We start from the raw sequence: 25,797 nt of genomic DNA, 5'->3' as shown, positions 1-25,797 counted from the left end.
TCCTAAGTTTAATGTTAGCTGTGGAGCCGCTGGCGCCACGCTTTTCGTAATTCACTTTACCATGGCTTCAGGCCAAATACAAAGAAAACCAAATGATAGTAAAGGAATGGTGGAAACCAATGAAACAACCGATATCGTTAACCTGGGATTTGGATTCTATTTTTCCGGGAGGCTCATCCTCTCCCCAGTTTGAGGACTTTCTTAAGAAGCTCGAAGCGGATATAGAGTCTTTGGGCAAGCAGGTTGCTGGTGCAGAATCTCCTGCTGACGCAGAAGCTACCACAGCGTTGGATGGCGTAATCGAGCTGCTGCAGAGCTGCGCCGGCCGCCTGACTCAGGCGTCGGAATTTACCGGCTGTCTGGGTGCCCAGAATCAGCAGGACAAAGGAGCTGTCCGGCTGTCCTCTAAAGTGACAGGGCTGCGCGCCGGGTTCGAGGGGATCAGTTCGCAGTTCGACAGTGTACTTCGCCAGACATCAGACGCGGTTTGGACACAGTGGATGGCCCGTCCTGAGATCGCACCGCTCTCTTTCGTACTAAGTGAAAGCCGTGACCTGGCCCGTGAGAAAATGAGCCCGGAGCTGGAGAGCCTTGCGCTGGAGCTTGCCGTAGACGGCTATCATGGCTGGAGTGAGCATTATGAGACGATTGTAGGCTCGATCCAGATTCCCTTTGAAGACAAAGACGGAACGAAACTGCTGTCTGTCGGCCAAGCGTTCAACAAGCTGAGCGATGATGACGCCAATGTACGTGAGACCATGTTCCGGAAATGGGAAGAGGCCTGGGCTGCTGCTGCGGATTACAGTGCCGACACCCTCAATCATCTGGCAGGCTTCCGCCTGAAGCTGTACAAGGGAAGAGGCTGGGACGATGTGCTCAAGGAACCGCTTGGCATCAACCGGATGTCGCGTGCCACCCTGGATATGATGTGGGATGTAATTACCAGAAACAAGCCGGCACTTGTATCGTATTTGCAGCGGAAAGCCAAGGTTCTCGGCAAGGATGCATTGTCCTGGGTCGATGTTGATGCGCCGGTCGGCAAATCCTCCGGCAAAATTCCTTATGAAGCAGCAGCAGCAGACATTGTTACGCAATTCCGCAAATTCAGTCCAAGGATGGCGGATTTCGCCGAGCATGCTTTCGACAATAACTGGATTGAGGTCGAAGACCGTCCGGCTAAACGTCCAGGCGGCTTCTGTGTATCTTTCCCGGAGAGTAAGGAATCACGCATTTTTATGACCTATAGCGGCACGCCTTCCAATGTTTCGACACTGGCGCATGAGCTGGGCCATGCTTATCACTCCTTCCTGCTCGATGACCAGCCGCTGTTCAATCAGAACTATGCGATGAATGTCGCGGAGACAGCCTCGACTTTTGCCGAAGTGATTGTAGCCGATGCTCAGGTAAAGGCATCCACTGAAGCCGGTGAGAAGCTTGCATTGCTTGAAGCAAAAATTCAGAACAGCGTTGCCTTTTTCATGAATATCCACGCACGCTTCCTGTTTGAGACCCGTTTTTACGAGAAGCGCAAAGAAGGTCTGGTTAACGCCGAAGAACTGTCGGCACTGATGGAAGAAGCCCAGAAGGAAGCCTTCTGCGGAGTCCTGTCTGAATATCACCCGCATTTCTGGGCGTCCAAGCTGCATTTCTACATCACGGATGTACCGTTCTACAACTTCCCGTATACTGTCGGGTATATGTTCAGTACGGGGCTGTACCGGTTAGCCCTGCAAGAAGGTCCATCGTTTGCTGATAAATATGATAGCCTGCTGCGGGATACCGGTGTGATGACACTGGAGGATCTGGTCTTGAGACATCTCGGCGTTGATCTTAAGAAGCCGGACTTCTGGCAGGGAGCTGTCGATTTGATCGTCGAAGATATTAACGAATTCCTGCGGATGACCGAGCAATTTGCTTAAATGTTTGTCAAAAGTTAGACAATTCATATTTTTGAATAATGGTTTATAATGTTCAACTTATGTGTGAACGCGCAAAAGCCCCTGCTTAGGGGCTTTTTTTGACTGTTTATTTGTCGAAATTAGTCGTTATATAACGGTAATTCTATTTATCGATAATGAAAATTGCGCATTTATAGGGACTTTCACCCAATTATGTTGAATAATGTTGTAGCGCTGAATTTAGTGTCCTATAATGAGCCTAAAGCCTTATATAAGGCCTGCTAGACATAAATGCGAAGGTGTTTTTCTACAAAAACTGGATAAGCGGAGCAGCATTGCTACAAAACTTAAGTTTATACTTTCGAAGCGAGTTTTGTACGAAGAATAAGCGGAGAAGTATTGCTAACAAAACTTAAGTTTATGCTTTCGAAGCGAGTTTTGTACGAAGAATAAGCGGAGAAGTATTGCTAACAAAACTTTTAGGAGGAACAATATGCTACGGACGGAACAACTCTCGCTGGCGAGACAGGTGGATTTAGTGTTTAAGGAACTGCAGGAGGAATTGTCAGGGTTGACTTCCGGTACGGTTTTTATGCAAATCAGGAATAATGTCATCGGCAAGTTTGGTATCCGCCATAATCCGCTGTCCGGCCGCGGTGGTGCAATTACAGCAGAGCCTGATGGACTCAGCTCCGGCCAGCAATCCTCGTTCCGGCTTATGGCGCTGGAGAGCCTCAAATACAAACGGCGCTGGACACACGGTGAGATCAGCTATGAATTTGCGGTTCGCCAGGGAATGGTGGTTGTCGATGCTATTTTGGAGTCGAATTACAATATGGCCAATCTGATGATCCGCGCACCGAAAGGCCCGCATTCCGGGGATGCTTCCGATCAATATTTCGGCTGAGCTATACATAGATCACCCCTTAGCAAAAAACCCGCCTACGCTTCGGCAAGAAGCGATAGACGGGCTGAAAAACTACTCCGTATCAGGCATTAGCCTGCCGGATAAATCCACTTAAAATAAGGCTACTACGAACGACCAGACAGTTGTTGTTCTGCCAGTTGTACCAGACGTTTGGTGATATATCCTCCCAAAGAACCTGTTTCGCGGGAAGTGTAGTTACCGTAGTAACCGTCTTGAGGAATCGTAACACCAAGCTCCTGTGCTGCTTCATATTTCAACTGCTGCAGCGCTGCATTCGCTTGTGGAACGACCAGGTTATTGGAACGGCTTCCACGACCTTGTTGACCTGCTTGACCCATGTTTGTTCACCTCCTTCGTCCGTTGTGAAGATAGTATGGGCGCAAGGAGAAGAATTCATGCACGAGATCAGAAGGTTTTAAGGATGGTAATTATATGAAGTTTAGAGCTTAGGATAGATCATTTCAAAGGTGCACGGCAAAGTCAGTGTCTCACCGGGCTTTAGTGTAATTAAACCTGTAAAGGAATCATCCTGCTGAAGGTTTGGCGCGTCCGGCAGCCAGGTATACGGTTCGGCACACAAATACTGTTCTGCCGGGCCTTTGGTGTAAACCACCCAGTGGCGGAAATGGGCTTTGTCCGCAGTATAGCGAATCCCGTACCCGTCCTCGCGCATCAGCAGAGCTTCTGCCGGCTGCCTATCTCCAATCCTAAGTACAGTGTCCAGATCCGTACCCTTCAGGTTCATTCCCTGGTGTAAAGAATCTAGTGCCCCTAGAGGAAGCAGTTTGCCGCTGGGCAGCAGCTCAGGATTCAATTCGTAGATGCTTTCAACCGGCAGTCGCAGGTTCCAGCGCTCCGGTTCACCATCGATCATAAACCAGGTATGATATCCAATTCCAAAAGGAATGCTGTTAGACCCCAAATGAGTAACCTTCAGCGTCTGCTGAAGCCGGGCATCCTGAAGCCGGAACGTCATTTCAAGCCGCAGCGGCTCAGGGAATTGCTCCATCCAGTGGGTATCGTCCGCAGTATTGAATTCGGTCGTTACCGCGCAGCCTTCTTCATCCTCTTCGATATCGCTTACACACCAGGACTGCGTCCGGTGCAGGCCGTGAATATGGTTATCGCCAGCTGTATTCTGATCGAACTGGTACCGGATGCCCTCGAACTCAAATTGTCCTTTGCGTATGCGCCCGGGGGGAACTAAAAGCGGGATGCCGAAATGGTATGGCTTCTGCATATAATAAGCTAAGTCACTTTCATCAGGCCTGCGCAGGATTTGCCGCTGTTCCTTGTGGTCCCATAAGGAAATAACGTTGTTTCCAAGCCGCGGCAAAAGCGTGACTTCCAGCTCGCGGCTATGCAGAATATAAGTATCATAACCGCCCCACTGCCCTTTGGTCACCTGTTTCATGAGAGATTTGCTCCTTTAACTTAACTTGATCGCAAAGAACACGAATATCCTTATCATAACAGATTTATGTACCCGTGGTTAGGCGATTTGACAACTTCTCTGTATCGCTCTATGATGAATGCATTAAGATATGATGACAATGTGATGACAGGGACAAGTAAGCGGAAAGTGCACCTTCAGAAAGCCGGTGGTTGATGCGAACCGGTGGGACACTCCTGACTGAATGGACCCTCGAGCGCCGTGTTTGAACAGGCAGCAGGCCTAAGTAGACCGGACGGTTCTTCCCCGTTAACGGAAGCTAAGGCTGTTTGGAGGGTATTTTGGGAAATGTCCAAACGGCGAATAAGGGTGGCACCACGGTCTCACGTCCCTTGCGGATGTGGGACCTTTTTGCGTTCACGGAAAGTGGAATAAATTGATGGAGGTAGGTACTATTATGGCTAAAAAAGTATTGTCAGGCATTCAGCCCAGCGGTTCACTAACACTCGGTAATTATATTGGTGCTATCAAGAATTTCGTAAAACTGCAAAATGAGCATGAATGTTTCTTCATGGTGGTGGATCTGCATGCTATTACGGTCGCCCAGGATCCTGCGGCGCTCCGCGAGAATTCGGAGTCGGTAGCGGCGCTTTATCTGGCTGCCGGCATTGATCCGAAAATCTCGAATGTCTACATGCAGTCGCATGTGCCTCAGCATGCAGAACTGGGCTGGATCTTAACTACGCTGACCGCCATGGGTGAGCTGGAGCGCATGACACAGTTCAAGGACAAATCCTCCGGCAAAGACTCTGTCGGCGCGGGACTGTTCGTGTATCCGTCACTGATGGCCGCGGATATCCTGATCTATAATGCAGACCTGGTACCCGTTGGGGAAGACCAGAAGCAGCATCTGGAATTAACCCGTGATTTGGCGGGCCGCTTCAATCACCGGTTTGGAGATTTCTTTACTGTTCCTGAGCCTTATATTCCAGAAGTGGGTGCACGGATCATGTCGCTGGATGACGCCAGTAAAAAAATGAGCAAAAGCAATCCTAACGCTGGCAGCTATATCGCATTGCTGGATACACCGGATATCATCCGTAAAAAAATCAGCCGTGCGACAACCGACTCGGGCCGTGAGGTTGTGTTCGATCCGGCGAACAAGCCGGAAATCAGCAATCTGATGAGCATTTATGCCGAGTGCTCCGGCATGAGTCTGCAGCAGATTGCCGACAAGTATGAAGGACAGATGTACGGAGGCTTCAAGAAGGATCTTGGTGAGGTCCTGGTAGCTACGCTTGAGCCACTGCAGCAGCGGTATCACGAGATCCGCAGCTCCGGCACCCTCAGTGACATCCTTGCTGAGGGGGCGGAACGCGCCCGCAATGTGGCTTCCCAGACCCTGGCCGGAGTGAAGGAGCGGATGGGCTTCCTGCCTTACCGTTAAGAGGACTGGTGTCTACTGTTCTCCTGTTTGCGTCTCAGCCGGGCTTTCAGGATAAACCCCCAGCCGATGTTGAGAACACACAGAACGCCAAGCAGCAGTGCCAGCCATATATTATAGCTGATACAGATGGAGGCGGCTGTAAGAATCAATATTGAAGAGGTTGCGAACCAGAGTGACAGACCTTTACCCATACAAGCAGCCTTCCTTTCTATAATAGCAAGTGAATGAACCCGCAGCGCTCCCGCGCTGCGGGTTTTCTTTGACGTGATCAATAGGTGAAAACGCTTTATGGTGATTGTGCCTTAAGCTGCGCCAGGCGTCAAGAGGGGGAATGCATGCCAATAAAAGCAAGCCGGCTCTAAACGAACCGGGTTGTAGTTATTTCGGATTTCTGAACTCGGAAATCTTACAGTGGACTTTATGGGGAAAGTTACCAGAAAGTGCATGGAGTCCCCTCAGCAGAGGGGGCTGGCGGTACTTATCCGAACGATGATGCAGATTCTTAGGGGGATGTCCGATACGAAAGTGCGGAAATAAGAGGATTAATCCCATTGTTTAGGGCGATCCGCAATAATAATGGGAAATAAGAGGATTAATCCCTTTGTTTAGGGCGATCCGCAATAATAATGCGGAAATAAGAGGATTAATCCCATTGTTTAGGGCGATCCGCAATAATAATGCGGAAATAAGAGGATTAATCCCTTTGTTTAGGGCGATCCGCAATAATAATGCGGAAATAAGAGGATTAATCCCTTTGGTTTGGGGCCGGATTCTGGAGCCAGCCGTAAGAGGGGTAAATAAAGCAAAACAGCGATCCTCCTTTTTCGGGAGAACCACTGCTTCGTTGGCTGTTTCATTGGCTCTATAGCTACAGCTTCATCGAGCCGGGATCAATCGCAAAGCGCTCGTCCAGCTTCTCGCTGCTGAGCCAGCCCACATAGGTATTGAGCGGATGATACTGGCCGTCCATCACGAGCACCGCCACGAAAGGGAATTGCTTGCGGTGTAAATAACGCACATCCCCCCAGCGTACAATATAACCAGAGGTCAGTTCTTCGACCTCGGCTACGGCGTAGGAGGTAAAATAAAGAAAGGCCTGAATATCCGGATGTGACTTGGAATGCTCTACAGCGGGGTGAGTGGAGCACACCGCATGCTTAAACCATTCGAGACGCCCGCCATTCAGTAAACCGACATTGTAGCTGCCATCCGGTTTGGCTTTAACTACATTCCAGCGGGAAGGCGAGATCGTAGGGATGACGAAGTAGCGGTCACCCGGATCGTGGTGCACATCCTTATTTTTGATGTTGCGTGTAATCCGAGCGTGCACAAGCGTCCGCCAGATGTAGTACACGGCCACGCAGATATACAGAATGATAAACAAGGGGGCCGGAGGGATAATCCCGCTGATCCAGAGAATAATCGCAGCCGCATGGCTGCCGAAGATAAATGGATCAAAGATATGGATAATGTTCCAGGCGATCCATTTCTCCGTAAACGGGCGTGCAGCTTGAGTTCCATAGGTATTGAACAGATCTGAGAACACATGGACGGCAACTCCGATGAAGCTCCAGAGAGCAATATGACTCAGGTTATGAAGATCTGTAAATCCGAATATCGGCCCGATAACAAGCGTAATCAGAGCCGGCCAGAGCAGCAGGAAGGGCAGAGAATGGGTGATTCCCCGGTGATTGCGGATGTACAGGGCGTTGTTCTTCAGACGCAGCGCAGTGTCGGCATCCGGGGCTTGAGAAGCCAGTACTGTGGCGATCATAACAGCACCAGCCAGCGTCGGCTGTGAGGCCACGGCAGGATCAACAAAAGAAAGTCCGGCGAGTCCGAGGCCCATTACAAAATGTGTTGCAGTATCCATTGGTCAGATCTCCTTTGTACGGAAGTTCCCTATTAATAACTACCCAATTTTACACTGACTTATTTAAGGGAAGAGAATAAATTTAGTCACGCAATTGTCAAATTGATGAACATCTTGGTCAATGATTGTCAAAGTCTTTCCCGGTTTGTTATGATAAAGTTAACAGCGGGGTGGATAACATTCTCAATTAAGAACGAAGTAACCATTCTTAAACTCCGACGGATCGCTTAGAAGTCCCTTAGAAGGAGGAACACCATACGTGGACAATCAATTGAGATATTCCGATTCCGCAGCTGCTTCCGCCAAGTCGCCCCGGGAAGGCGCCAGCTGGCGTGATTTCATTACGGTAACGAAGCCGGGCATCATCCGCTCTAACCTGATCGCTGCTTTTGCAGGATACTGGGTGGCCTCGGGCTGGGATGTAGAATACGGCAGATTAATACTGACATTGCTTGGAACAATGCTGGTCATGGCTTCAGCCTGTGTGTTCAATAATTATTTTGACCGCGACCTGGATATGAAGATGGAGCGGACCCGCGAACGCGGACTGCCGACCGGCAGACTTAAGCCGAACACAGTACTGCTCTATGCCATCGGGCTTGGTATTGCAGGTCTGGCTGTGCTGTTTGCTTTCTGCGGTGTGCTCGCCGGGCTGTTCGGCATTGTCGGCATGTTTGTTTATGTAGTAGTTTACACGCTTTGGCTTAAAAGAACATCTACATGGAGTACCTCAGTAGGAGCAATATCCGGAGCAATGCCTCCCGTGATCGGGTATGTAGCCGTTACAGGCAAAGTGGATCTCGGGGCCTGGCTGCTCTTCGCCATGCTGTTCCTATGGCAGCCGCCCCATTTCTGGGCGCTTGGCATCCGCCGCAAGGAAGAATACAGAGCGGCAGGTTTTCCGCTGCTGCCCGTAGTTAAGGGAGTCCGGCGGACCAAGTTTCAGATGATTCCTTATGTCGCGCTGCTGCTGCCTATTCCGGTGCTGATGTACATGTACGATTACGCCGGAATTTTTTACCTCATTATATCTGCGGGCTTATCCCTGGTGTGGCTGTATTTAACTCTGACCGGTTTCAAGGCGAAGGATGATGATGCCTGGGCCAAGAAGAATTTCTTTTTCTCCATTAATTACCTGACAGTCAGTCTGATCGTGCTTGTGCTGAATACGATTCACGGTTAAGAGGGGGAGAGACACCTGTGCATACCTTGAAACGCTACAAATGGACCTGGCTGCTGCTGCTAATTGCGCTGGGTCTGGCGGTTTATTTAGCAGTCAATTCGCTGAGCTTCGCCAAAAGTAAACTGCCGGTGATCGGGGAGGTACAGGATTTCTCTCTGGAGAATGTGGATGGAAAGCAGGTCACGCTGGCCGATACGCAGGGGAAGGCACGGCTGGTCTATTTCTTTTTTACGGAATGTCCGGATGTCTGTCCCATAACTACGTACATGCTGTCCGAAACCCAGGATTTGCTGGAAAAGGACGGCAGCTTCGGTAAAGACGTGGAATTTATCTCCATATCCTTTGACCCGAAGAATGATACGCGTGAGGCTATCAAAACATTCGCTGACCGCTTCCATGTTAATTATGACGGCTGGTATTTTCTGCGCGGAGATCAGGAGGAAGTCCGTAAGCTTGCGGCGGATTCCTTCAAAGTTCTCATCTACGGGGATAACAAGGATAATTTCGCCCACGCCAATCTCATTGGACTGGTGGACCGTGATAATCAGCTCCGCGGGCTCTACGATGCCGGAGATTCGGAGAACGTAACGCCTGAGTTTCTTGCAGATGCATTGAACAAGCTGGCCCGCAATTAAATAATTCCTACATTAAAAAGCCTTGCTCGGCTCCGCTTCTTACGCGGCAGACCCGGCAAGGCTTTTCTTGTGCTGCTATGATTCCATAAAAGGAAGCGGCTGCGGATAGATGATATATTCCTCAAGCCCGGCTTTTTCGAGCTGGGTAATGCTGTATTCATCCGGGGTGCCCTCCACACCTGCATATCCTCTGCGGGTGTAAATATGAACGGCATCCGGAAAAGCGTCACGCAGAATTCCACGGATTTTTTTGCCTGAGCTGTCGTTATCCATGTAGAGATATACGTCTCCATCACCGATTTTATGCCGCAGTGACTCCAGCTTGAGGGTGCTCAAGGTACCGAAGGTGCACAAAATGTCGACTTCCGGATCAAGCAGACGGCGTAATCGGCTCCGGTCGTTTTTGCCTTCGACAATGATGGTAATGGACATATGCGGTCGCCCCCGTAAGTAAAGTAATTATTACGTGCCTGTGCTTACATATATTTTACCTAAGGTTCGTCATTTTTAACAGGGCAGCGCGTAAGAGGTGTTCATTCCCCGGGAAATGTCGTAAAAGAAAGATCACCCGGCCGCGGCCGGGTGATCTCTTAACTAACCTAATGGTAATTTAAAGAGCTGAGTATTTCTTAAGCAGCATGACTGTTCAGGCCAGTGCGGTAAGGTGCAGGCTTGTTATCCCCTCTAGGCGGAAGCAGGAGGATGGCAGTCATCAGCAGCACAAAGGCGATGAAATATGGGGATACGTAATCGCGCAGCTGTCCGGCTGCAACCGGTCCGGCAAAAGCGCCAAGGGACATTGCAATCGATTGCAGCGAGAATGTGCGGCCCAAATGGCCGCCGCTGCCCAGACTGATGAACAGTGAAGCCATGGCCGGAAACAGCACGCCTTTTGCTGCTCCGAGCAGGAAGAGCACGACACCCGGAGGAATGCTGGTAAATGCAGCCAGGGTAAAGAAGCATAGAGCCATACCGAGCAGCGCAGCAGCGATCCGGGCAGCTGGTGAGAGGCGGTTCAGAAAAAGCAGGCTGAGCGTGGCTAGCGCCCCGAGACTCAGCAGGGAGAGCAGGATGCCTGTGGAGACCATTCCGTCCTTTCCCTGGGAAAGCGGCAGCTCGAAGAACAGCACCCCCTGGGAGCAGGAGACGAAGAAGGGCAGCAGGTAATAGCGCTTTGTCGCTTTGGCCTGAACAGCGGCCGGTCGGGCCGGTTTATCCTGTAAAGCTTGGGGTAGTGAAACTGGGGATAACGCAGGGGAATGCTTCGGTACGCTGAACAAGGCCATGAGCCCGGTGGCGATCAATAGCCAGCCAAGTGTGCTGAATGTACCGGAGTAGCCTGCCTTGTGCACGATGTAGGCTCCAGCTGCCGGAGACACTACCGAGGCCAGGGTGTGGATGATGCCATGTCCGGACATGTATTTGCCCTGAGTCTCCGCATCAGACGATAGGGAGGCCAGCAGCGTCATACAGGCAGGCGAGAGGAACGCCAGCGCAAAGCCGCTTGCCGCCCGCAGCATCAGCAAATGCCAAGGGAGCTGTGCATGGGCCTGCAGCAGCAGAATCGCTCCGGCCGCCGTCAGGCTAAAGACGATATAGCGGCGGCTGCCATTGCGGTCAACCAGCACGCCGGCCAGCAGATTGCCGGGAAGGTGAGTCAGCGAATACATGCCCATCATCCAGCCGATGAAGGCCGGGCCCGCGCCGAGTGAGATCGCAAACGGAGTCAGAATGGGGTACTGGGCGTGCAGATCGAAGAAGGCCAGAAACAAAAACAAATAAAGCCACAGTGCGGTTTTCACGGAATACACCTCCTAAAGGGCCGGTCCTGCACCGGAGGGCACAGCCGGCTTTTTCAATGACAGGGATGGGATAAGACCTACTTGTACTTTACGTGAGACCTCGGGGGCTTATACCAATTTGTTCTGCTGTAGCGCATACGGACAGGCAACCATGAATTATAAGAGGCATTCATGTATAATAATTAATATTAATGAAGATCATGAGGGACTTGCTCCCTGATCGAACGAAATTTGTGATAGGGGTGTTGTAAAATTGATGGATCCGGCAGTGTGGTCACAATTTATTAGAGAGAACTGGCTTGTTATTGTTATAGCGCTTGTCCTGCTGTTTGCTGTAATTAATCTGGTCAAAACGGTACTTAAATGGGCAATTGTTATTGTTATTGTAGCCGGTCTGTTCATTTACAGCGGAGTGACGATGGATCAGCTCGGCAATGCTGTGAATAAGGTTGCAGACAGTACTGTAAGCACGCTGAAGAGCGAAGCACAGGAGGTCATGCTGAGCGAAGCCAAAGAAGCTAAATATACCTCAGACGGTGACGGCACGTTTACAATTACAACGCCGAATCTGGAAGTGAAGGGAACAGCAGGAGAAGACAAGGTCGAAGTGACCTTCCGCGGGGTCAGCCTTGGCAAGTGGAGTGTAACCGACACAACCAAAACCTTTATCGAAGAAGCCCGGAAGAACGGCAACTAAGCCGGAAATAAATAAGATTGCTTTATCAACGCTTAATTGGGCAGCGGGCGACAGAAAGGAGGTCAGGGTATGCTGAACAGCTGGATCGAAAGCCTTAGTGAGGCCAATGTCATCTCAATTATATTACTGCTGATTGTACTTTTCTCTCTCTTGCAGGGCTGGAGCCGAGGGTTCAGCCGGGCAGCAGGCGGTTTGTTTGGTCTTCTGGGAACGGGACTGCTTGCTGCGGCAGCTCTGGTGATCGCTGTTCCCGCAGCGCTCTATGTATCTCCCCGTGCCCAGGTCTGGGCTGCGGGAGTTGTGCTTCCGGATAGCCAGCTAAGCGGCTGGCAGCAGTTATACTACACCGCAGTATCGGTGATGGAAGGCTCTCCGCTGGTGCGTTTTTTTCTGCTGCTCCTTTTATGCTACAGTCTCATCCGCCCGCTGCTGGGTCTGCTCTTCCTGCTGCTGCCGTTTAGGCTGCCTAGACGGACAGTGAGGCCGCACGACAGGAAGATTACCCAGGCCAGCCGGCTAAGCGGAGCGGTCATTGGGCTTGCGATTGGGCTGGTCCGCGGGCTGGTGCTGGTTTTTGCCCTCTATATTGGAGTGGGACTGAATCCGGACAGCAGCTTCAGCCGCTATGTGGAAGCCTCTCCAATCTACAGCCAGAGCGCCGCTGCCGTGTTCGACCCGCTCGCCGGTGAGAAGGTGCGCAGCAGGCTGCCGGTTCTGACCAAAGCGGTGGCCGCTGAGATGAATGATATTCTCCGGCGGAAATATGAGGTCATCGATCATGATATTTCCGCGAATATCGCGGAGGCTGCTGCGGATATCGCCGGTCCGGGCAAGGATGAGGAGCAAAAAGCCAAGCTGCTGTATGATTGGATAGGCTCGCGGATTTCTTATGACTATGCCAAGGCGGAGAACTATGAGCAGAACCGGATCTGGCATGAGCAGACGCCGCAGGATACGTTCGATACCCGGCTTGGTGTCTGTATAGACTATGCCCGGCTGTATGCGGTTATGGCCCGTTCGCAGGGACTTCAGGTGCGGGTGGTGACCGGACGGGGTTATGATGGACAAGGCGGATATGGCCCTCATGCCTGGAATGAAGTGTATATCCCCCTTAGGCAGGCCTGGATTCCGCTGGATTCCACCTGGGCATCCAGCGGAAACTGGTTTAACGTCAAGGATTTTGATAAAACCCACATGAAAGAGGATGTACTGTGACAAAGAGGCGGTACGCCGTGAATCTATGGTACAATTCGAGAGGGATAATGGCCTGGATGCTATTAAGGTTTATTTAGGATGTAAAGGAGTGAAAAATTGTGAGTTTTTTCCGTAAGCAGGCCTCTCCGCCAGACGAAACCACCAGCAAGAGTTCACTTGGCCTGCGGATTAACGTGTTTTTCTTCAGCACGTTTATTATTTTTTGTGTCATCATCATTCGTCTTGCAGTCTTGCAGTTTGTGGAAGGCCCTACCTTGACTGAGGTAGAGACCAGCCGTGATACCAAGAATGTGCCGCTTGCGGCTATCCGGGGCGTCATTCGTGCAGCAGGAGGCGAAGAACTCGCCTATTCGACCTCGGTGCAGTCTCTGTACATTACGCTAACTAAAGAATACACTGCCAAAACCACAGACAAAGCTACTGGTGAAACAACACTGACCCCGGAAGCAAAAGCCAAAGGGGAGGCGCTTGCCGCCAGGCTGGTCGAGGATTTTCATAAATACGGTGATCCGAATGCAGTACAGCTGACGCAAGAGGATATCATCGATTCACTGGATCTGTATTTCAAAAAGTATTCAGGATTTATGGCACGGCGGATTAAGGCGGGACTGACTTCAGATGAGGTAGCGTATTTTATGGAGCATAAAAGCGAATATCCGGGTCTGGAAATTGTCGAGGAGAGCAGCCGCCACTATGACAAGGATACGGTAGCAGTGCAGACGATCGGCTATATCAAGCCGTTTAAATCCTCAAGCAGTCTGGATATTTATAAGAATATTCAATCGGCCATGAAGAAGATTGATGCTGATCCCGGCCTGAGCTATAAAGATGATGAATTTGTCGGATTCGACGGGCTTGAACTGCAGTATCAGCGCGAGCTCCGCGGCAAGAACGGCTATCAGGTCATTTCGGTTAATCCTCAGAATATGGCTGAAAAGGTTGAAGAGGTTGTGCCACCTGTCAAAGGCAACGACATTTGGACCACGATCAATAAAAACATACAGCTGAAAACGGAACAGGCCATTACGGATCAAATCAGCTGGCTGCATACCCATTCTGTCCAAGGGCAGACCCATCCGGATGCACTGACCGGTTACGCGGTTGCGATGGAGGTAGACACCGGAAATATCGTCGCCATGGCGAGTATGCCGGACTACGATACCAATGTATGGACAGCTGAAAAGATGGACACCGATGTGTGGAATAAGATCATGGGCAACTATCAGAACGGAACCATTACTCCCTATTCTTCGGGGATGTCGGGCCATGAATTTGGTTCTACGGTGCTGCTCGGCTCCACGATCAAGCCGCTGAGTGTGCTGATTGGTTTGAATGAAGGTTTCTTTTCTACTTCAACGGTTTATAACGATAAGGGTATTGCTTATTTCGGTAAAAATGATAATGCTTCGGTGCGGAATGCTTCCGGTCACGTATACGGTTCAATGGATCCGGCGAGAGCGATTGAGAAATCCTCCAACGTCTTCATGGTCGATATGGTCGGTAAGAAGCTGTGGGAGAAATACCAGAGCAGCGGGATCGGAGTATGGGATAAATATATGAAGGAATTCGGTCTGGGCGTCTCGACGCAAAGCGGATTGCCAAGAGAGTATCTGGGACAGATCAACTATACCAATACTGAAGCAGCCGGCAGTGCGCAAGCCGCATTGATCTATGCTTCGTTTGGCCAGCAGGGCCGCTATACGGTGCTTCAGCTTGCCCAATATGCTTCGACACTGGCGAATGAAGGCGTGCGGATTAAGCCGCAGCTGGTCAGCAAAATTACAGACTCCGAAGGCAATACGGTTAAAGAGTTCGGGCGTCAGGTGCTGGATGAGGTAACCACCTTCGATAAGTCTTTCTGGAATGAGATCAAAAAAGGCATGAACAGTGACGTCACTGCGTTCACTGATTTTCCTTATGATTTTGCCCGCAAAACAGGGACCTCGCAGCAAACGGACAGAACCAACAAAAACCGCGATAACGGGGTATTTATCGCTTTTGCTCCGCGCGAAAATCCCAAGCTTGCTGTGGCTGTAGTTATTCCTGAGGGCGGCTTCGGTTCCAACAGTGCGGCGCCGATTGCCCGTAAAATTTTTGATGCTTATGACTGGGAATATGGTCTCGACGGGGTGCCGAAGAAGAATGTGAAATCTGCAGATTCCGCTGCTGATGGGACGGGTGCTGCGACAAAGGGAACGGAAGCAGACCCAACAGGAGCAGCGGATACAACGAATTAAGGAAATACAAATCAGCCCTTCAATATATATAGGGCATACAAGAATGGAGGGGTGGCAAATGACTGCCAAATACCGCCTGCTTGCACTGGATATGGATGGAACCTTACTGAATGATGACCAAGTGATTACCCCGAAAACGGTGGAATGGATTACCAAAGCGGTCGATGCCGGCGTGCACGTCTGCCTCTCTACCGGGCGGGCGTTCAGAAGCGCCATGCCTTACGCGGAGCAGCTGGGCCTTAAGACGCCAATGATCACCGTTAACGGCAGCGAGATCTGGCGCGAGCCCTATGAGTTATACCGGCGCTCCCTGATGGATCCGGCGCTGATTGAACAGCTGTACCAGATTGCAGAAGAATACGGCATCTGGTTCTGGGCTTACTCCACCGAGCAGGTCTACAACCGCAAGAATTGGGATGGGGACATCATGGGCAGAGAATGGCTTAAATTCGGCTATTCTACAGAAGATGATGAGATCCGCCATAAACTGCTGATGCAGCTTCAGGATCTGGGAGGACTGGAAATCACCAATTCCACCCCGCATAATCTGGAGATTAATCCGCTTGGCGTGAACAAGGCTTACGGGATCGGCGAAGTCTGCAAGCTTCTCGGCATCGAGATGTCCGAGGTGGTTGCGGTTGGCGACAGCCTGAACGATCTGGCGGCTATCCAGCAGGCCGGGCTGGGCGTCGCCATGGGCAACGCCCAGAAGACCGTACAACAGGAGGCGGACGCTGTGGTCGCCACGAACAACGAGGACGGCATCGCAGAAGTCATTGAGAAATATATTCTACCATCATAACTTTAGGGGATGAATGAATGGCAATCCTGGGTTGGGTTCTGATCATTGCTTTGTTTGCGGTAGGGCTGGCCGGGGCGGTATATCCGATTCTGCCCGGTGCGCTGGCGATTTATCTGGCCTTTTTTGTGTACGGATGGTTCTTCTCCTTCCACTCCTTCGGCGCTTGGTTTTGGAGTATTCAGACGCTGATTGTGGTCGTATTGTTTGTGGCCGACTATGTCGTCGGTGCCTGGGGTGTCAAGAAATTTGGAGGTTCACGTGCCTCAATCATTGGCAGTACGATTGGCATAATTATTGGTCCGCTTGTACTTAATGCCATTGGACTAATCATCGGCCCGTTTGCAGGCGCGTTCATTGGTGAGTTGATTGCTGGCTCGAATCCGGGCAAAGCGCTCAAAGTCAGCATGGGTTCCTTGCTAGGTTTGTTCAGCAGCACCGTGGTCAAAGTAATTCTGCAAATTATGATGGTGGTCCTGTTCTTTATCTGGATCAGTGTGTATTAAATTAACAGCGAAGAAGGCGAAACAGTTTGTCCAAGAAAGAGTCTTTTGTCAAAGGAACGCTTATACTGGCCGCAGCGGCACTGGTGGCCCGCGTGCTGGGTCTGGTTCAGCGGGTTCCGCTGGACCATATATTCGATGATATCGGGCGGGCATCCTTCGGGGTGTCCAACAATATTTATTTAATGCTGCTGACCGTAGCTACTGCCGGCATTCCAAGTACATTAAGTAAAATGGTCTCGGAGCGGTATGCGTTGAACCGCCCGGAAGAGGCAAGACAAGTGTACCATGCAGCGCTCCTCTTCTCAGTCGGGGCCGGTGTCATTATGACCCTGCTGCTGTACTTCGGAGCGCCGTTTTATGCCACTCATATCGCCGATGTACCCGAATCAGCCATGGCGGTCAGAGCGATAGCACCGGCACTGCTTTTGTTCCCGGCTATTGCCATGATGCGGGGATATTTCCAAGGACGCAATAATATGATGGCCGGCGGGATTTCTCAGATCGTGGAGCAGGTTGCACGGGTGTTAACAGCTATTTTACTCGCCTATATTTTATTGCAGCAAGGATATAACAATACCGTTATCTCTGCCGGGGCTTCCTTCGGCAGTGTGCTGGGAAGCATAGCGGCATTCGCTGTAATGATTTATTTTGCAATAAAGCTGCGTCGTGCGGATAAGGAGCAGAATCTGAATTATAATTCAGCCGAGAAGCTGCCTATCTGGAGTATATACAAAGATATTTTCACCTTGTCCATTCCAATCGTGCTGTCTTCCCTTACTATTCCTGTAGTAAATGTTATTGATACCTCGCTTGCGGTTCCCCTGTTAATTGATCAGATCGGACGGGAGAGTGCGACAGAGGCACTGGGTATCTTAACTACCCGGGCCCAAAGCGTAGCAGGCATACCTCCGGTTCTGGCCATCGCACTGGGAACATCGCTGATTCCGATTATTTCGGCAGCTTACGCGCGACGTGATGAAGTTCATCTTAAGCGTCAGATTACGCTGGCATTGCGTATATCCATTTTGACGGGTATGCCGATTGTATTGGCACTCTCTGTCGCCGCCTATTCCGTGAACGGTCTGCTGTTTTCCGGTCTGGGAGGCAGCGGAATCGTCGCCATGCTGACGATCGGGACGATTTTCCAGATTACGATGATGACGACCAACTCGATCCTGCTGGGGATGGGGAAATCGCGGATCTCCATGTATTATGTGCTAGCCGGGATTCTCGTGAAGCTCGCGGGCAGCTTCCTGCTCAGCAAGGTATTCGGTATTTACGGTATTATCGGTGCAACGGCACTCTGCTTTATCGTCATTACTTTGCTGAATCTGCGCATGCTTAAATCGATTGTGCCCTTTGAGATTATGGGCAAACGCTGGGGCGGCTTTGCAGTTGCCGTACTGGCGTCCGGCGGAATCGGCTACGGCCTGAACGAAGCAGGTATTATGCTGACCCACTTCATGCCTGCACGCATTGCCTTCCTTATTACCTGCCTGGTTGTGGGTGCGGCGGTTGTAATCATTTATCTGGTACTGCTGATTGTTCTGGGTGTGCTCAGCCGGCAGGAGATTGCCGGTTATCCCCGTGTTCTGCAGAAATTGCTGAACCCGCTGATGAAACTGCAGCCTGCACGGGTACGTACAAACGAATAATGCTGTGATATTTGTTTTAATTTGTCTTTTTCAATTGACTTCCTGAGCACAATTTGCTTCACTTAGAGAGAAAGGCAGTATACAGTTTAACCCAGAAAGGATTGAACCTTAATGGATAAAATCTCTTCCCCTGCGGAATTTCAGGTGGCGATTCAATCGCCCCGCTTAACAGTTGCCGTGTTCAAAGCCGACTGGTGCTCCGATTGCAAATTTATCGACCCGTTTATGCCGGAAGTAGAACAGAAGTATGAAGACCGCCTCACGCTGGTTGAAGTCGACGTAGATGCAGTCGGTGATGTCAGCCAGGAACAGAATATCCTGGGCATTCCAAGCTTTGTCGCTTACAGCGATGGCCGGGAACTTGTGCGCTTCGTTAACAAGCTGCGCAAATCCCGTGAGGAAATCGAGAATTTCCTGAACAGAGCCCTCGAGGTTTATCTGAGCATCCACAAGTAATGAAGCCTGAAGCACCGCTTTCGCCCTACCAGAGCAGAAGCGGTGTTTTTTTCAATCTCTTCATGATTTCTTCCATCCATTCCTACAAATGCGGGTGATCCAATTGACGACAACACATTTGAAATGGCTCAGCTACATAACCTGCCTCATTATGTTCCTCGCCTTGTTCGGAGGCGCCGTAGTAACCAAGACTGGCTCAGGGCTGGAATGCGGAAATGAATGGCCGCTATGCCACGGTAAACTGATTCCGGCTTATACAATCGGCTCGCTGATTGAATACACCCATCGTCTGTTCAGCGGACTGGCGGGTCTATTGTCACTGGCCTCCGTGTATGCCTTCTGGCGTTATGGACGGAAGCAGAAGGATTTATTGGTCTATGCCTTGTTAACGCTCCTGTTCGTCGTTGTGCAGGGCGGAATGGGAGCGCTTGCGGTAATCAAATCCCAGTCTGCTGCGGTAATGGCGCTGCATATGGGCTTCTCCCTGATTGCGTTTGCAAGCGCATTAATGCTGGCTCTGGGTACGAAACGAAGTTTTGAACCGGGGGGAGAAAAGGATAGCCGAGAGCCGGCAGTCAGCCGGGGCTTCCGCAACTTAACATGGGTAACTGCGTTATATTCTTATATCGTTGTCTATATCGGGGCTTATGTGAGTCACACAGATTCACAGGGAGGCTGCTCCGGCTGGCCGCTCTGCAACGGGGAATGGGTTCCCGAGCTTTCAGGCGGCGTAGGCATCGTGTTTATGCACCGGATCGCTGCGGCACTGCTGTTTCTTCTGGTGGCTGTACTAGGCCACTTGGCGTTCTGGAGGTACAAGGGACTGGCTGAGCTGAGAGCGCTTGGCGTTAGTGCCGTTACGCTCTGCCTGCTGCAGGTATTGAGCGGTGCGGCTGTGGTTCATACGCTGTATAACGAGAGATTGTACATATTTGCCGCATTGGCCCACATCCTGCTGATTGCCGGATTGTTTGGTGTACTTTGCTACATGAGTGTACGTGTATGGCAGCTTAGTAAATTGAAGAAGTAATCTGCCATGTTCGAGGAGGAAAGATATAGTGGGATACGGAAATTTGCGCCAGTGGATCGAGCAGCTTCGCAAAGACAAGGATCTTGCCGTAATTGAAACTCAGGTGGACCCTTATCTGGAGCTTCCGGAGATTCACCGGCGTGTGGCACGGGAGGAAGGGCCGGCACTGTTATTTACCAATGTAAAAGGAACGCCGTTTCCCGTAGCGACTAATCTATTCGGGACCGCCCAGCGGGTCGAGAGAGCGTTTGGCAGCCGTCCGGAGCAGCTAATGAAAGCGCTGATGGGTGCAGCTGAAACACTGCTTCCGCCTACACTCTCCAGCCTGTGGAAGGAAAAAGCACTGGTCTTCGACCTGCTGAAAGTCGGAACTAAACATGTGCCGCAGGGTGAGGCTCCGGTATTGGGGGTATGCCATACTTCCGATCCGCTCCGCGAGCTGCCGCGTGTAACAAGCTGGCAGGAAGCGGGAGGGCCTTATATTACCCTTCCGCTTGTTTACACAGAAAGCTTGAGTAATCCGCAGAAGCATAACCTCGGAATGCACCGGATCCAAATCATTGATGACAGTACAGCAGGTATTCACTGGCAAAAGCATAAAGGAGCCGGACTGTATCATCAGGAGGCCGAGACTCAGGGTGAGGCGCTGCCGGTGTCTGTATTTATCGGCGGCCCCCCGGCGCTGATTGCGGCAGCAAGCGCTCCCGGACCGGCATGGCTGCCGGATCTGGTATTCGCGTCGATTGTCCTGGGCGGAAAACTGCCCATGGTCAAAGATCCGCTCGGCGGACACTCAATCCCGGCTGAAGCGGAATTTGCGCTCCGCGGACTGGTCCCTCCGTATGGGCAGAGTCAGGCGGGCGCTTTTGCCGATTATGATAAGTATAATTTCCCGCAGCATACTGCCCCCGTAATGCATGTGCAGCGGATGTGGCACCGCAAGGATGCGATATACCCCGCGACGATTGCCGTCACTCCTCGTGAAGAGAATTACTACTTAGTCGATTTTCTCCAGCAGGTGCTATCCCCTGTCCATCATTTGGCTATGCCGTCGGTACATGCGTTCTGGACTTATTCTGAATCTGGGCCGGATGGAGTGGCTGCCGCGGTTGTACAGGATACTTCACCGCAGGATGCTCTGGGTACTGCTTTCCGTATTTTGGGGGAGCGGCAGCTGTCTGTTACCCGGTTCCTGCTGCTGACGAGTGAGCCGGCCGCTTTTTCCGATTTCCCTAAATTACTGGAAACTGTGCTGGAACGGTTCAACCCGGGCACTGATCTGCATGTGTTTCGAAGCACAGCGCGAGTGAGGCAGGAACCGGCTGAACGTGGACCCGGCCCGGACAGTCAAGCTGTGATTATAGGAATCGGACATGCGGTGCGGGAGCTTCCCCGTACTTACACGGAAGGCCTGCTGCCAGGAATTACAGAAGCCATTCCGTATTGCGGCGGATGTTTAATCGTTTCCGGTGCATCCTATGAAGAAGACCCTGAGCTTCCGGTCCGGCTGAACACTGCGCTGCGCGAACGGAATACAGCCTGGCCGCTGGTGATTATAGTGGATCGCGCTGCTGAGGCAGTCCGTACACAGACCTCTTTTCTCTGGACAGTGTTCACCCGGTTCAATCCGGCCGACGATATCTACGCAGAAGCCGAAGTGAAGCAGCACCACATCGGCTACAAGCTGCCAATTGTGATCGATGCTCGCATGAAGTCTGGTGATGATGAAGAGCAGTCACCATGCACGAGTACGCTGGATATGGTGGACCGCAACTGGAGCAGCTATTTCCGGCAAGGATAGTATACATTTTTCTTTATTTTGAGGGGGACAAGACATGCTGCGGGTATTACTGGGAGAACCTCCGCGCCAGAACAGCGGGGTGCTCGCTGATGCGATGGATAACATGGCAAAGGTGGCATCCATGCTGCGCAAGGAGATGAACGCACATGAAGACCGCGACCATGAATACCGTAAGCTGGAGGTCTGGACACGCGGACTGATCTCCTCACTGGATGAACTGGAGCAGAGCTGGTTCGCGGCCGCCTTTTACCGCAAATCGGTGGTTGCCGGGTATATGGATGATATGTCGGTAACAGAACAGGGCGAATATGCCCGTTATGTTTATTTCTATAAAAACGGCTTTATCCGTGTCTTCTCCCTGCTGGACAAGCTGGGGACGGTGCTGAACAGCCTGTATAATCTGAATACAAGCCAGACCAAAGCCCACTTCTCCTATTTCACGGTACTGCGGCAGTTCCAGCTGCTCAAAGAACATACCCCGCTGGCGGATGAACTGGAGAATATTAAGAACTCTTACCGGGAGCCGCTGCAGAATCTGCGCAAACGCCGGAATGCAGAAATTCATTATATGAATGCTGAAATGCAGGATGATCTCTGGCAGAGGCATCAGGGGCTGCACGACAAAATTCAGCTTGAGGATCTGGACAGTCATCTGGAGGATTTGAGGCAGGGTTTGGAGATGGTCTGCAAATCTTTATGTGCCGCTTTCCGGTACAGCAATGAGCAGTGGCACAAGAATGCCTCCAGCCAAAACCGGGTGTGAAGACAGACTCACGTTAAAGCGTAAAAATCTTCCTTTGACAAAAAACCTGAAACTCACTATACTTAGGCTTGCATTATACTCTTACATCCTAAGATAACTATACGGCACTAATTTCATATCATAATCTTATCGAGAGCGGCGGAGGGATAGGCCCGATGAAGCCCGGCAACCGATTTGTATCCAGTAAACAAAGCGTACTGAGTACAAGTGTCATGGTGCTAATTCCTACAATGGCGCGGGTAATTGCCGTTGGCAGATGAGAAGGCATTGTAACTAAACGCACAGGGCCTCTTGCGATCTGCAACCGATCGTAAGGGGCTTTTTTGATACATGGAAATATGCATTAAGGAGGAACGACAGAAATTGATAGAGTTAAAAGAGTTGACTAAGGTATACGGAAAAGGCAGTAAAGCTGCTGTGGCGCTCTCGGGCTTAAATCTGTCCATTCAAAAGGGTGAAATCTTCGGCGTGATCGGTCATTCCGGTGCAGGCAAAAGTACGCTGATCCGCTGCATCAATCTGCTGGAACGCCCGACGAACGGTGAGGTCTGGGTGGATGGTGTAGAGCTGACTAGCCTCAGCCAGGGCCAGCTGCAGGAGAAGCGGCGCAAGATCGGGATGATCTTTCAGCACTTCAATCTGCTGTCTTCTGCTACAGTATATGACAATATCGCTTTTCCGCTGCGTCTGGCCGGTACGCCTAAGGCGGACATTGAACGTAAGGTCAAGGATCTGCTGGTTCTGGTCGGCCTTGAGCAGCACCGGAACAAATATCCGGCCCAGCTCTCAGGCGGACAAAAACAGCGGGTTGGCGTAGCCCGTGCGCTGGCCAGTGATCCGGATGTACTGCTCTGCGATGAAGCGACCTCGGCGCTGGATCCGCAGACAACAGACTCTATTCTGCGGCTGCTGCTCGACATTAACCGCAAGTTTCATCTGACCATTGTGCTGATTACCCATGAGATGCATGTCATTCAGAGTATCTGCGACCGGGTAGCGGTTATTCATGGCGGTGGAATTGTTGAACAGGGTGAGGTGGCAGAGGTGTTCCTGAAGCCGAAGCATGAGGTGACAAAGGACTTTATCCGTAGTGAAACCCAGCAGGACGGCCCGCTAAGAGCGGCCATAGAAGCGGTAAACGGAGAGAACACCAAAGCGGTCAAGATCACTTTTCTCGGACAAAAAACCTACGAATCCACGTTATCCCACGTTGTGCGCGGCACAGGCGTCAGCTTTGCGATTCTTCAGGGTACGATCTCGACCATTAAAGATGTGCCTTACGGCCAGCTGATTGTCCGCTTTGAAGGATCGCTTGAGGCGATTGATGCTACCCTGGCGGAGCTTGCGGCACAAGGTCTTGATGTGGAGGTGATTTCGTAATGGCCGGCTTGAATTTTAATGATATCAACTGGGAAGAAATGCTGGATGCATCCGTAGCCACACTAAAAATGTTAGCTTATTCCGGAATATTCACAATTATTCTTGGTTTACCACTCGGAATTGTGTTATATTTATGGGGGAAGTCCAAAAACAATATTATCAGAGCTGTTTACTCGGTATTATCGTTGCTCGTTAACATCCTGCGGTCCGTTCCATTCCTGATCCTGATGGTGGCTCTGATTCCGCTGAGCAAGACGATCATGGGCACCTCGATTGGTGTCCTGGGAACAATTCCGGCACTGGTCATCGGTGCGGCTCCGTTTTTTGCCAGACTGGTGGAGACAGCATTGCGTGAGGTTGACCGGGGGGTAATTGAAGCGGCACAAGGCATGGGAGCCTCTACAGGGCAGATTGTGCTGCGCGTGCTTTTGCCGGAGGCTCGTCCAGGTTTACTGGCCGGCGTAACGATTACACTCGTAACCCTCGTTTCCTATACAGCCATGTCAGGGATGATCGGCGGCGGCGGTCTTGGTGACCTGGCAATCCGCTATGGTTATTACCGGTATGAGAAAGAAGTCATGATTATCTCTGTAGTGCTGATGGTTATACTAGTGCAGCTGCTGCAGATGGCCGGTGACCGGCTGGTTCAATATTTTACCCGGAAATAAGGTACTTCCAGATATAGCCTTATTCATACACACATATTAGAGGGGGATTTACTGATGAAAAAAGTACTTTTGACGTTCTTTAGCTTGACCTTAGTGCTCGTGCTGGCGGCTTGCGGCAACAATAATAATGCCAATAATGCAGCGAACTCCGCGGCAACAAATGCACCGGCAGCAGATGCTTCCGCAGAACCTACCACTGAACCTGCAGCAGAGCCGGTAACACTTGTTGTTGGTGCTTCTCCTGTACCGCATGCAGAAATTCTGAAAGCTATCGCTCCGCTGCTTGAAGCACAAGGTATTACACTGGAAATCAAAGAATTCACGGATTATATCCTGCCGAATACACAGCTGGCCGAGAAAGCACTGGATGCGAACTTCTTCCAGCACCAGCCTTACCTGGATGACCAGAACAGCAAGAACGGTACCGACCTGGTAGCTGTAACAGCTGTACACGTGGAGCCATTCGGCGCCTATTCCAAAAAGATCAAATCGATCGACGAACTGGCTGATGGTGCAAAAGTAGCGATTCCAAACGATGCTACCAACGGCGGACGTGCTTTGATTCTGCTGGCCAAGAATGGTCTGATCACCCTGAAGGACGATACCAACATTACGTCCACGAAAGCTGATATTACTGAAAATAAAAAGAACCTGGACATCATCGAACTGGATGCAGCTATGCTTCCGCGCCAGCTGGATGAAGTTGACCTGGCCCTGATCAACACCAACTTCGCGCTCGAAGCAGGTCTTGTGCCAACGAAGGATGCCCTGTTCATCGAAGGTACAGATTCTCCTTACGCTAACATTCTGGTGGCACGTCCGGACAATAAAGATTCCGATGCGATCCAGAAGCTTGCTGCAGCACTGAACTCTGCAGAAGCAAAAGCTTTCATCGAAGAGAAATACCAAGGTTCGATCATCCCGGCATTTTAAGCAGCTGCCTGACGCGGCTGGCTGAATAATCAAAAGACGTCCCAAGTCATAACGATGACTGCCTGGGACGTCTTTTTTTTGTCATATCTGAAAGTTTCAATCCGGAATCCCCGGAAAGGAGCTGATTGGGGGTGTTTTGCACAGCTCCGGGTTGTGGCTCCTGGTGAAATCCTCTATAATATAAAAAATCCCGGCTCTCTGATAAGAGAGGCCGGGACGTATAAAACGGGATTAGAATACTTGAACAACTTCTTCTACGCCTTCTACTTCTTCAAGTAGGGCACGTTCGATCCCGGCTTTCAGCGTGATCGTGGAGCTTGGGCAGCTGCCGCAGGCACCCATAAGCTTCAGCTTAACAATGCCGTCTTCAACATCAATCAGTTCCACGTCACCGCCATCGCGCTGCAGGAACGGACGAAGTTTATCGAGCACTTCCAGAACCTCATCATACATGGTGGTGCTTTGTGCATTCTCACTCATTTCTCAATCACTCCTTTC

General features: G+C 51.0%; 25 protein-coding genes, 1 riboswitch and 1 other annotated feature. Of the genes, 18 read left to right on the top strand and 7 right to left on the bottom strand.

Annotation, left to right across the window (positions count from 1 at the left end):
• Positions 1 to 119: 119 nt before the first annotated feature.
• Positions 120 to 1,919, top strand: a complete 1,800-nt coding sequence (locus QU597_RS23830; RefSeq protein WP_310830111.1) for a M3 family oligoendopeptidase — start codon at positions 120 to 122, stop codon at positions 1,917 to 1,919.
• Positions 1,920 to 2,391: 472 nt separating this feature from the next.
• Positions 2,392 to 2,805 carry an O-methyltransferase gene (locus QU597_RS23825; RefSeq protein WP_310830110.1) on the top strand — a complete coding sequence of 138 codons (414 nt, stop codon included), beginning with the start codon at positions 2,392 to 2,394 and terminating at the stop codon, positions 2,803 to 2,805.
• Between the two features lie 125 nt (positions 2,806 to 2,930).
• Here QU597_RS23825 and QU597_RS23820 read toward each other — a convergent pair whose 3' ends face one another.
• Both QU597_RS23820 and QU597_RS23815 read right to left on the bottom strand, forming a co-directional pair.
• Positions 2,931 to 3,164 (bottom strand): alpha/beta-type small acid-soluble spore protein, encoded by a 234-nt coding sequence (locus QU597_RS23820; RefSeq protein ID WP_042180472.1) that lies wholly within the window; start codon positions 3,162 to 3,164, stop codon positions 2,931 to 2,933.
• Between the two features lie 101 nt (positions 3,165 to 3,265).
• Entirely contained in the window at positions 3,266 to 4,240 is a 975-nt protein-coding gene (locus QU597_RS23815; RefSeq protein ID WP_310830109.1) for an aldose 1-epimerase, read from the bottom strand.
• Between the two features lie 135 nt (positions 4,241 to 4,375).
• Positions 4,376 to 4,615, top strand: a binding site (T-box leader).
• A gap of 61 nt (positions 4,616 to 4,676) precedes the next feature.
• Here QU597_RS23815 and trpS point away from each other — a divergent pair.
• The gene (gene trpS, locus QU597_RS23810) at positions 4,677 to 5,666 is read left to right on the top strand and encodes a tryptophan--tRNA ligase (protein WP_054942930.1); all 990 of its coding nucleotides are present in this window, start codon (positions 4,677 to 4,679) and stop codon (positions 5,664 to 5,666) included.
• On the opposite strand, the gene QU597_RS23805 is transcribed toward trpS, so the two are convergent.
• Both QU597_RS23805 and QU597_RS23800 read right to left on the bottom strand, forming a co-directional pair.
• Positions 5,663 to 5,857, bottom strand: coding sequence for a hypothetical protein (locus QU597_RS23805; protein ID WP_310830108.1), 195 nt, complete (start codon positions 5,855 to 5,857; stop codon positions 5,663 to 5,665). The genes trpS and QU597_RS23805 overlap by 4 nt on opposite strands.
• 677 nt (positions 5,858 to 6,534) lie before the next feature.
• Positions 6,535 to 7,539: a metal-dependent hydrolase gene (locus tag QU597_RS23800; protein WP_206101906.1), complete on the bottom strand. Its 1,005-nt coding sequence runs from the start codon at positions 7,537 to 7,539 to the stop codon at positions 6,535 to 6,537.
• Between the two features lie 259 nt (positions 7,540 to 7,798).
• On the opposite strand from QU597_RS23800, the gene cyoE reads away from it, so the two are divergent.
• Both cyoE and QU597_RS23790 read left to right on the top strand, forming a co-directional pair.
• On the top strand, positions 7,799 to 8,722 hold the full coding sequence (gene cyoE / locus QU597_RS23795) for a heme o synthase (RefSeq protein ID WP_206101905.1): 924 nt from the start codon (positions 7,799 to 7,801) through the stop codon (positions 8,720 to 8,722).
• A 17-nt stretch (positions 8,723 to 8,739) separates the two neighbouring features.
• Positions 8,740 to 9,357, top strand: coding sequence for an SCO family protein (locus tag QU597_RS23790; protein ID WP_310830107.1), 618 nt, complete (start codon positions 8,740 to 8,742; stop codon positions 9,355 to 9,357).
• Between the two features lie 75 nt (positions 9,358 to 9,432).
• On the opposite strand, the gene QU597_RS23785 is transcribed toward QU597_RS23790, so the two are convergent.
• Together QU597_RS23785 and QU597_RS23780 are read right to left on the bottom strand one after the other, a co-directional pair.
• Complete coding sequence (locus QU597_RS23785) at positions 9,433 to 9,789, bottom strand: hypothetical protein (protein ID WP_054942926.1); 357 nt, start codon at positions 9,787 to 9,789, stop codon at positions 9,433 to 9,435.
• A 197-nt stretch (positions 9,790 to 9,986) separates the two neighbouring features.
• A complete protein-coding gene (locus QU597_RS23780; protein ID WP_310830106.1) occupies positions 9,987 to 11,159 on the bottom strand; it encodes an MFS transporter in 1,173 nt (390 codons plus the stop codon).
• A gap of 256 nt (positions 11,160 to 11,415) precedes the next feature.
• Between QU597_RS23780 and QU597_RS23775 the strand changes: the two genes are divergently transcribed.
• From QU597_RS23775 to QU597_RS23715, 13 genes are all read left to right on the top strand, one after another.
• Positions 11,416 to 11,856 carry a hypothetical protein gene (locus tag QU597_RS23775; RefSeq protein ID WP_310830105.1) on the top strand — a complete coding sequence of 147 codons (441 nt, stop codon included), beginning with the start codon at positions 11,416 to 11,418 and terminating at the stop codon, positions 11,854 to 11,856.
• A 69-nt stretch (positions 11,857 to 11,925) separates the two neighbouring features.
• Entirely contained in the window at positions 11,926 to 13,071 is a 1,146-nt protein-coding gene (locus QU597_RS23770; protein WP_310830104.1) for a transglutaminase domain-containing protein, read from the top strand.
• 98 nt (positions 13,072 to 13,169) lie between these two features.
• Positions 13,170 to 15,308 carry a peptidoglycan D,D-transpeptidase FtsI family protein gene (locus QU597_RS23765; protein ID WP_310830103.1) on the top strand — a complete coding sequence of 713 codons (2,139 nt, stop codon included), beginning with the start codon at positions 13,170 to 13,172 and terminating at the stop codon, positions 15,306 to 15,308.
• A 58-nt stretch (positions 15,309 to 15,366) separates the two neighbouring features.
• Positions 15,367 to 16,110: a Cof-type HAD-IIB family hydrolase gene (locus QU597_RS23760; RefSeq protein ID WP_310830102.1), complete on the top strand. Its 744-nt coding sequence runs from the start codon at positions 15,367 to 15,369 to the stop codon at positions 16,108 to 16,110.
• 17 nt (positions 16,111 to 16,127) lie between these two features.
• Entirely contained in the window at positions 16,128 to 16,613 is a 486-nt protein-coding gene (locus QU597_RS23755; protein ID WP_310830101.1) for a DUF456 domain-containing protein, read from the top strand.
• Positions 16,614 to 16,639: 26 nt separating this feature from the next.
• The gene (locus tag QU597_RS23750) at positions 16,640 to 18,268 is read left to right on the top strand and encodes a putative polysaccharide biosynthesis protein (protein WP_310830100.1); all 1,629 of its coding nucleotides are present in this window, start codon (positions 16,640 to 16,642) and stop codon (positions 18,266 to 18,268) included.
• A 111-nt stretch (positions 18,269 to 18,379) separates the two neighbouring features.
• Positions 18,380 to 18,724: a thioredoxin family protein gene (locus QU597_RS23745; RefSeq protein ID WP_206101896.1), complete on the top strand. Its 345-nt coding sequence runs from the start codon at positions 18,380 to 18,382 to the stop codon at positions 18,722 to 18,724.
• A 103-nt stretch (positions 18,725 to 18,827) separates the two neighbouring features.
• Positions 18,828 to 19,754, top strand: a complete 927-nt coding sequence (locus QU597_RS23740; protein WP_310830099.1) for a COX15/CtaA family protein — start codon at positions 18,828 to 18,830, stop codon at positions 19,752 to 19,754.
• 28 nt (positions 19,755 to 19,782) lie between these two features.
• Positions 19,783 to 21,555 carry a UbiD family decarboxylase gene (locus QU597_RS23735; protein ID WP_310830098.1) on the top strand — a complete coding sequence of 591 codons (1,773 nt, stop codon included), beginning with the start codon at positions 19,783 to 19,785 and terminating at the stop codon, positions 21,553 to 21,555.
• 34 nt (positions 21,556 to 21,589) lie between these two features.
• Complete coding sequence (locus QU597_RS23730) at positions 21,590 to 22,318, top strand: Cthe_2314 family HEPN domain-containing protein (protein ID WP_310830097.1); 729 nt, start codon at positions 21,590 to 21,592, stop codon at positions 22,316 to 22,318.
• 123 nt (positions 22,319 to 22,441) lie between these two features.
• Positions 22,442 to 22,581, top strand: a riboswitch (SAM riboswitch).
• A 100-nt stretch (positions 22,582 to 22,681) separates the two neighbouring features.
• Entirely contained in the window at positions 22,682 to 23,698 is a 1,017-nt protein-coding gene (locus QU597_RS23725) for a methionine ABC transporter ATP-binding protein (RefSeq protein ID WP_310830096.1), read from the top strand.
• Positions 23,698 to 24,366, top strand: coding sequence for a methionine ABC transporter permease (locus QU597_RS23720; RefSeq protein WP_206101891.1), 669 nt, complete (start codon positions 23,698 to 23,700; stop codon positions 24,364 to 24,366). Before QU597_RS23725 ends, QU597_RS23720 begins: the two co-directional genes overlap by 1 nt.
• 54 nt (positions 24,367 to 24,420) lie before the next feature.
• Positions 24,421 to 25,299 (top strand): MetQ/NlpA family ABC transporter substrate-binding protein, encoded by an 879-nt coding sequence (locus QU597_RS23715; protein WP_310830095.1) that lies wholly within the window; start codon positions 24,421 to 24,423, stop codon positions 25,297 to 25,299.
• Positions 25,300 to 25,530: 231 nt separating this feature from the next.
• Here QU597_RS23715 and QU597_RS23710 read toward each other — a convergent pair whose 3' ends face one another.
• Complete coding sequence (locus QU597_RS23710; RefSeq protein WP_054942914.1) at positions 25,531 to 25,779, bottom strand: NifU family protein; 249 nt, start codon at positions 25,777 to 25,779, stop codon at positions 25,531 to 25,533.
• Between the last annotated feature and the right edge of the window lie 18 nt (positions 25,780 to 25,797).

The sequence above is a fragment of the Paenibacillus pedocola genome (assembly GCF_031599675.1).
Lineage (GTDB): Bacteria > Bacillota > Bacilli > Paenibacillales > Paenibacillaceae > Paenibacillus_AQ > Paenibacillus_AQ pedocola.
Note: the sequence above shows the minus strand (reverse complement) of the source record. Positions and strands in the feature narration are given on the sequence as shown.

Excerpts from the sequence above, each read along its gene's own strand:
- QU597_RS23830 (WP_310830111.1), top strand. The coding sequence starts at position 120 with ATGAAACAACCGATATCGTTAACCTGGGATTTGGATTCTATTTTTCCG.
- QU597_RS23825 (WP_310830110.1), top strand. The coding sequence starts at position 2,392 with ATGCTACGGACGGAACAACTCTCGCTGGCGAGACAGGTGGATTTAGTG.
- QU597_RS23820 (WP_042180472.1), bottom strand. The coding sequence starts at position 3,164 with ATGGGTCAAGCAGGTCAACAAGGTCGTGGAAGCCGTTCCAATAACCTG.
- QU597_RS23815 (WP_310830109.1), bottom strand. The coding sequence starts at position 4,240 with ATGAAACAGGTGACCAAAGGGCAGTGGGGCGGTTATGATACTTATATT.
- trpS (WP_054942930.1), top strand. The coding sequence starts at position 4,677 with ATGGCTAAAAAAGTATTGTCAGGCATTCAGCCCAGCGGTTCACTAACA.
- QU597_RS23805 (WP_310830108.1), bottom strand. The coding sequence starts at position 5,857 with ATGGGTAAAGGTCTGTCACTCTGGTTCGCAACCTCTTCAATATTGATT.
- QU597_RS23800 (WP_206101906.1), bottom strand. The coding sequence starts at position 7,539 with ATGGATACTGCAACACATTTTGTAATGGGCCTCGGACTCGCCGGACTT.
- QU597_RS23785 (WP_054942926.1), bottom strand. The coding sequence starts at position 9,789 with ATGTCCATTACCATCATTGTCGAAGGCAAAAACGACCGGAGCCGATTA.
- QU597_RS23775 (WP_310830105.1), top strand. The coding sequence starts at position 11,416 with ATGGATCCGGCAGTGTGGTCACAATTTATTAGAGAGAACTGGCTTGTT.
- QU597_RS23770 (WP_310830104.1), top strand. The coding sequence starts at position 11,926 with ATGCTGAACAGCTGGATCGAAAGCCTTAGTGAGGCCAATGTCATCTCA.
- QU597_RS23760 (WP_310830102.1), top strand. The coding sequence starts at position 15,367 with ATGACTGCCAAATACCGCCTGCTTGCACTGGATATGGATGGAACCTTA.
- QU597_RS23755 (WP_310830101.1), top strand. The coding sequence starts at position 16,128 with ATGGCAATCCTGGGTTGGGTTCTGATCATTGCTTTGTTTGCGGTAGGG.
- QU597_RS23745 (WP_206101896.1), top strand. The coding sequence starts at position 18,380 with ATGGATAAAATCTCTTCCCCTGCGGAATTTCAGGTGGCGATTCAATCG.
- QU597_RS23730 (WP_310830097.1), top strand. The coding sequence starts at position 21,590 with ATGCTGCGGGTATTACTGGGAGAACCTCCGCGCCAGAACAGCGGGGTG.
- QU597_RS23720 (WP_206101891.1), top strand. The coding sequence starts at position 23,698 with ATGGCCGGCTTGAATTTTAATGATATCAACTGGGAAGAAATGCTGGAT.
- QU597_RS23715 (WP_310830095.1), top strand. The coding sequence starts at position 24,421 with ATGAAAAAAGTACTTTTGACGTTCTTTAGCTTGACCTTAGTGCTCGTG.
- QU597_RS23710 (WP_054942914.1), bottom strand. The coding sequence starts at position 25,779 with ATGAGTGAGAATGCACAAAGCACCACCATGTATGATGAGGTTCTGGAA.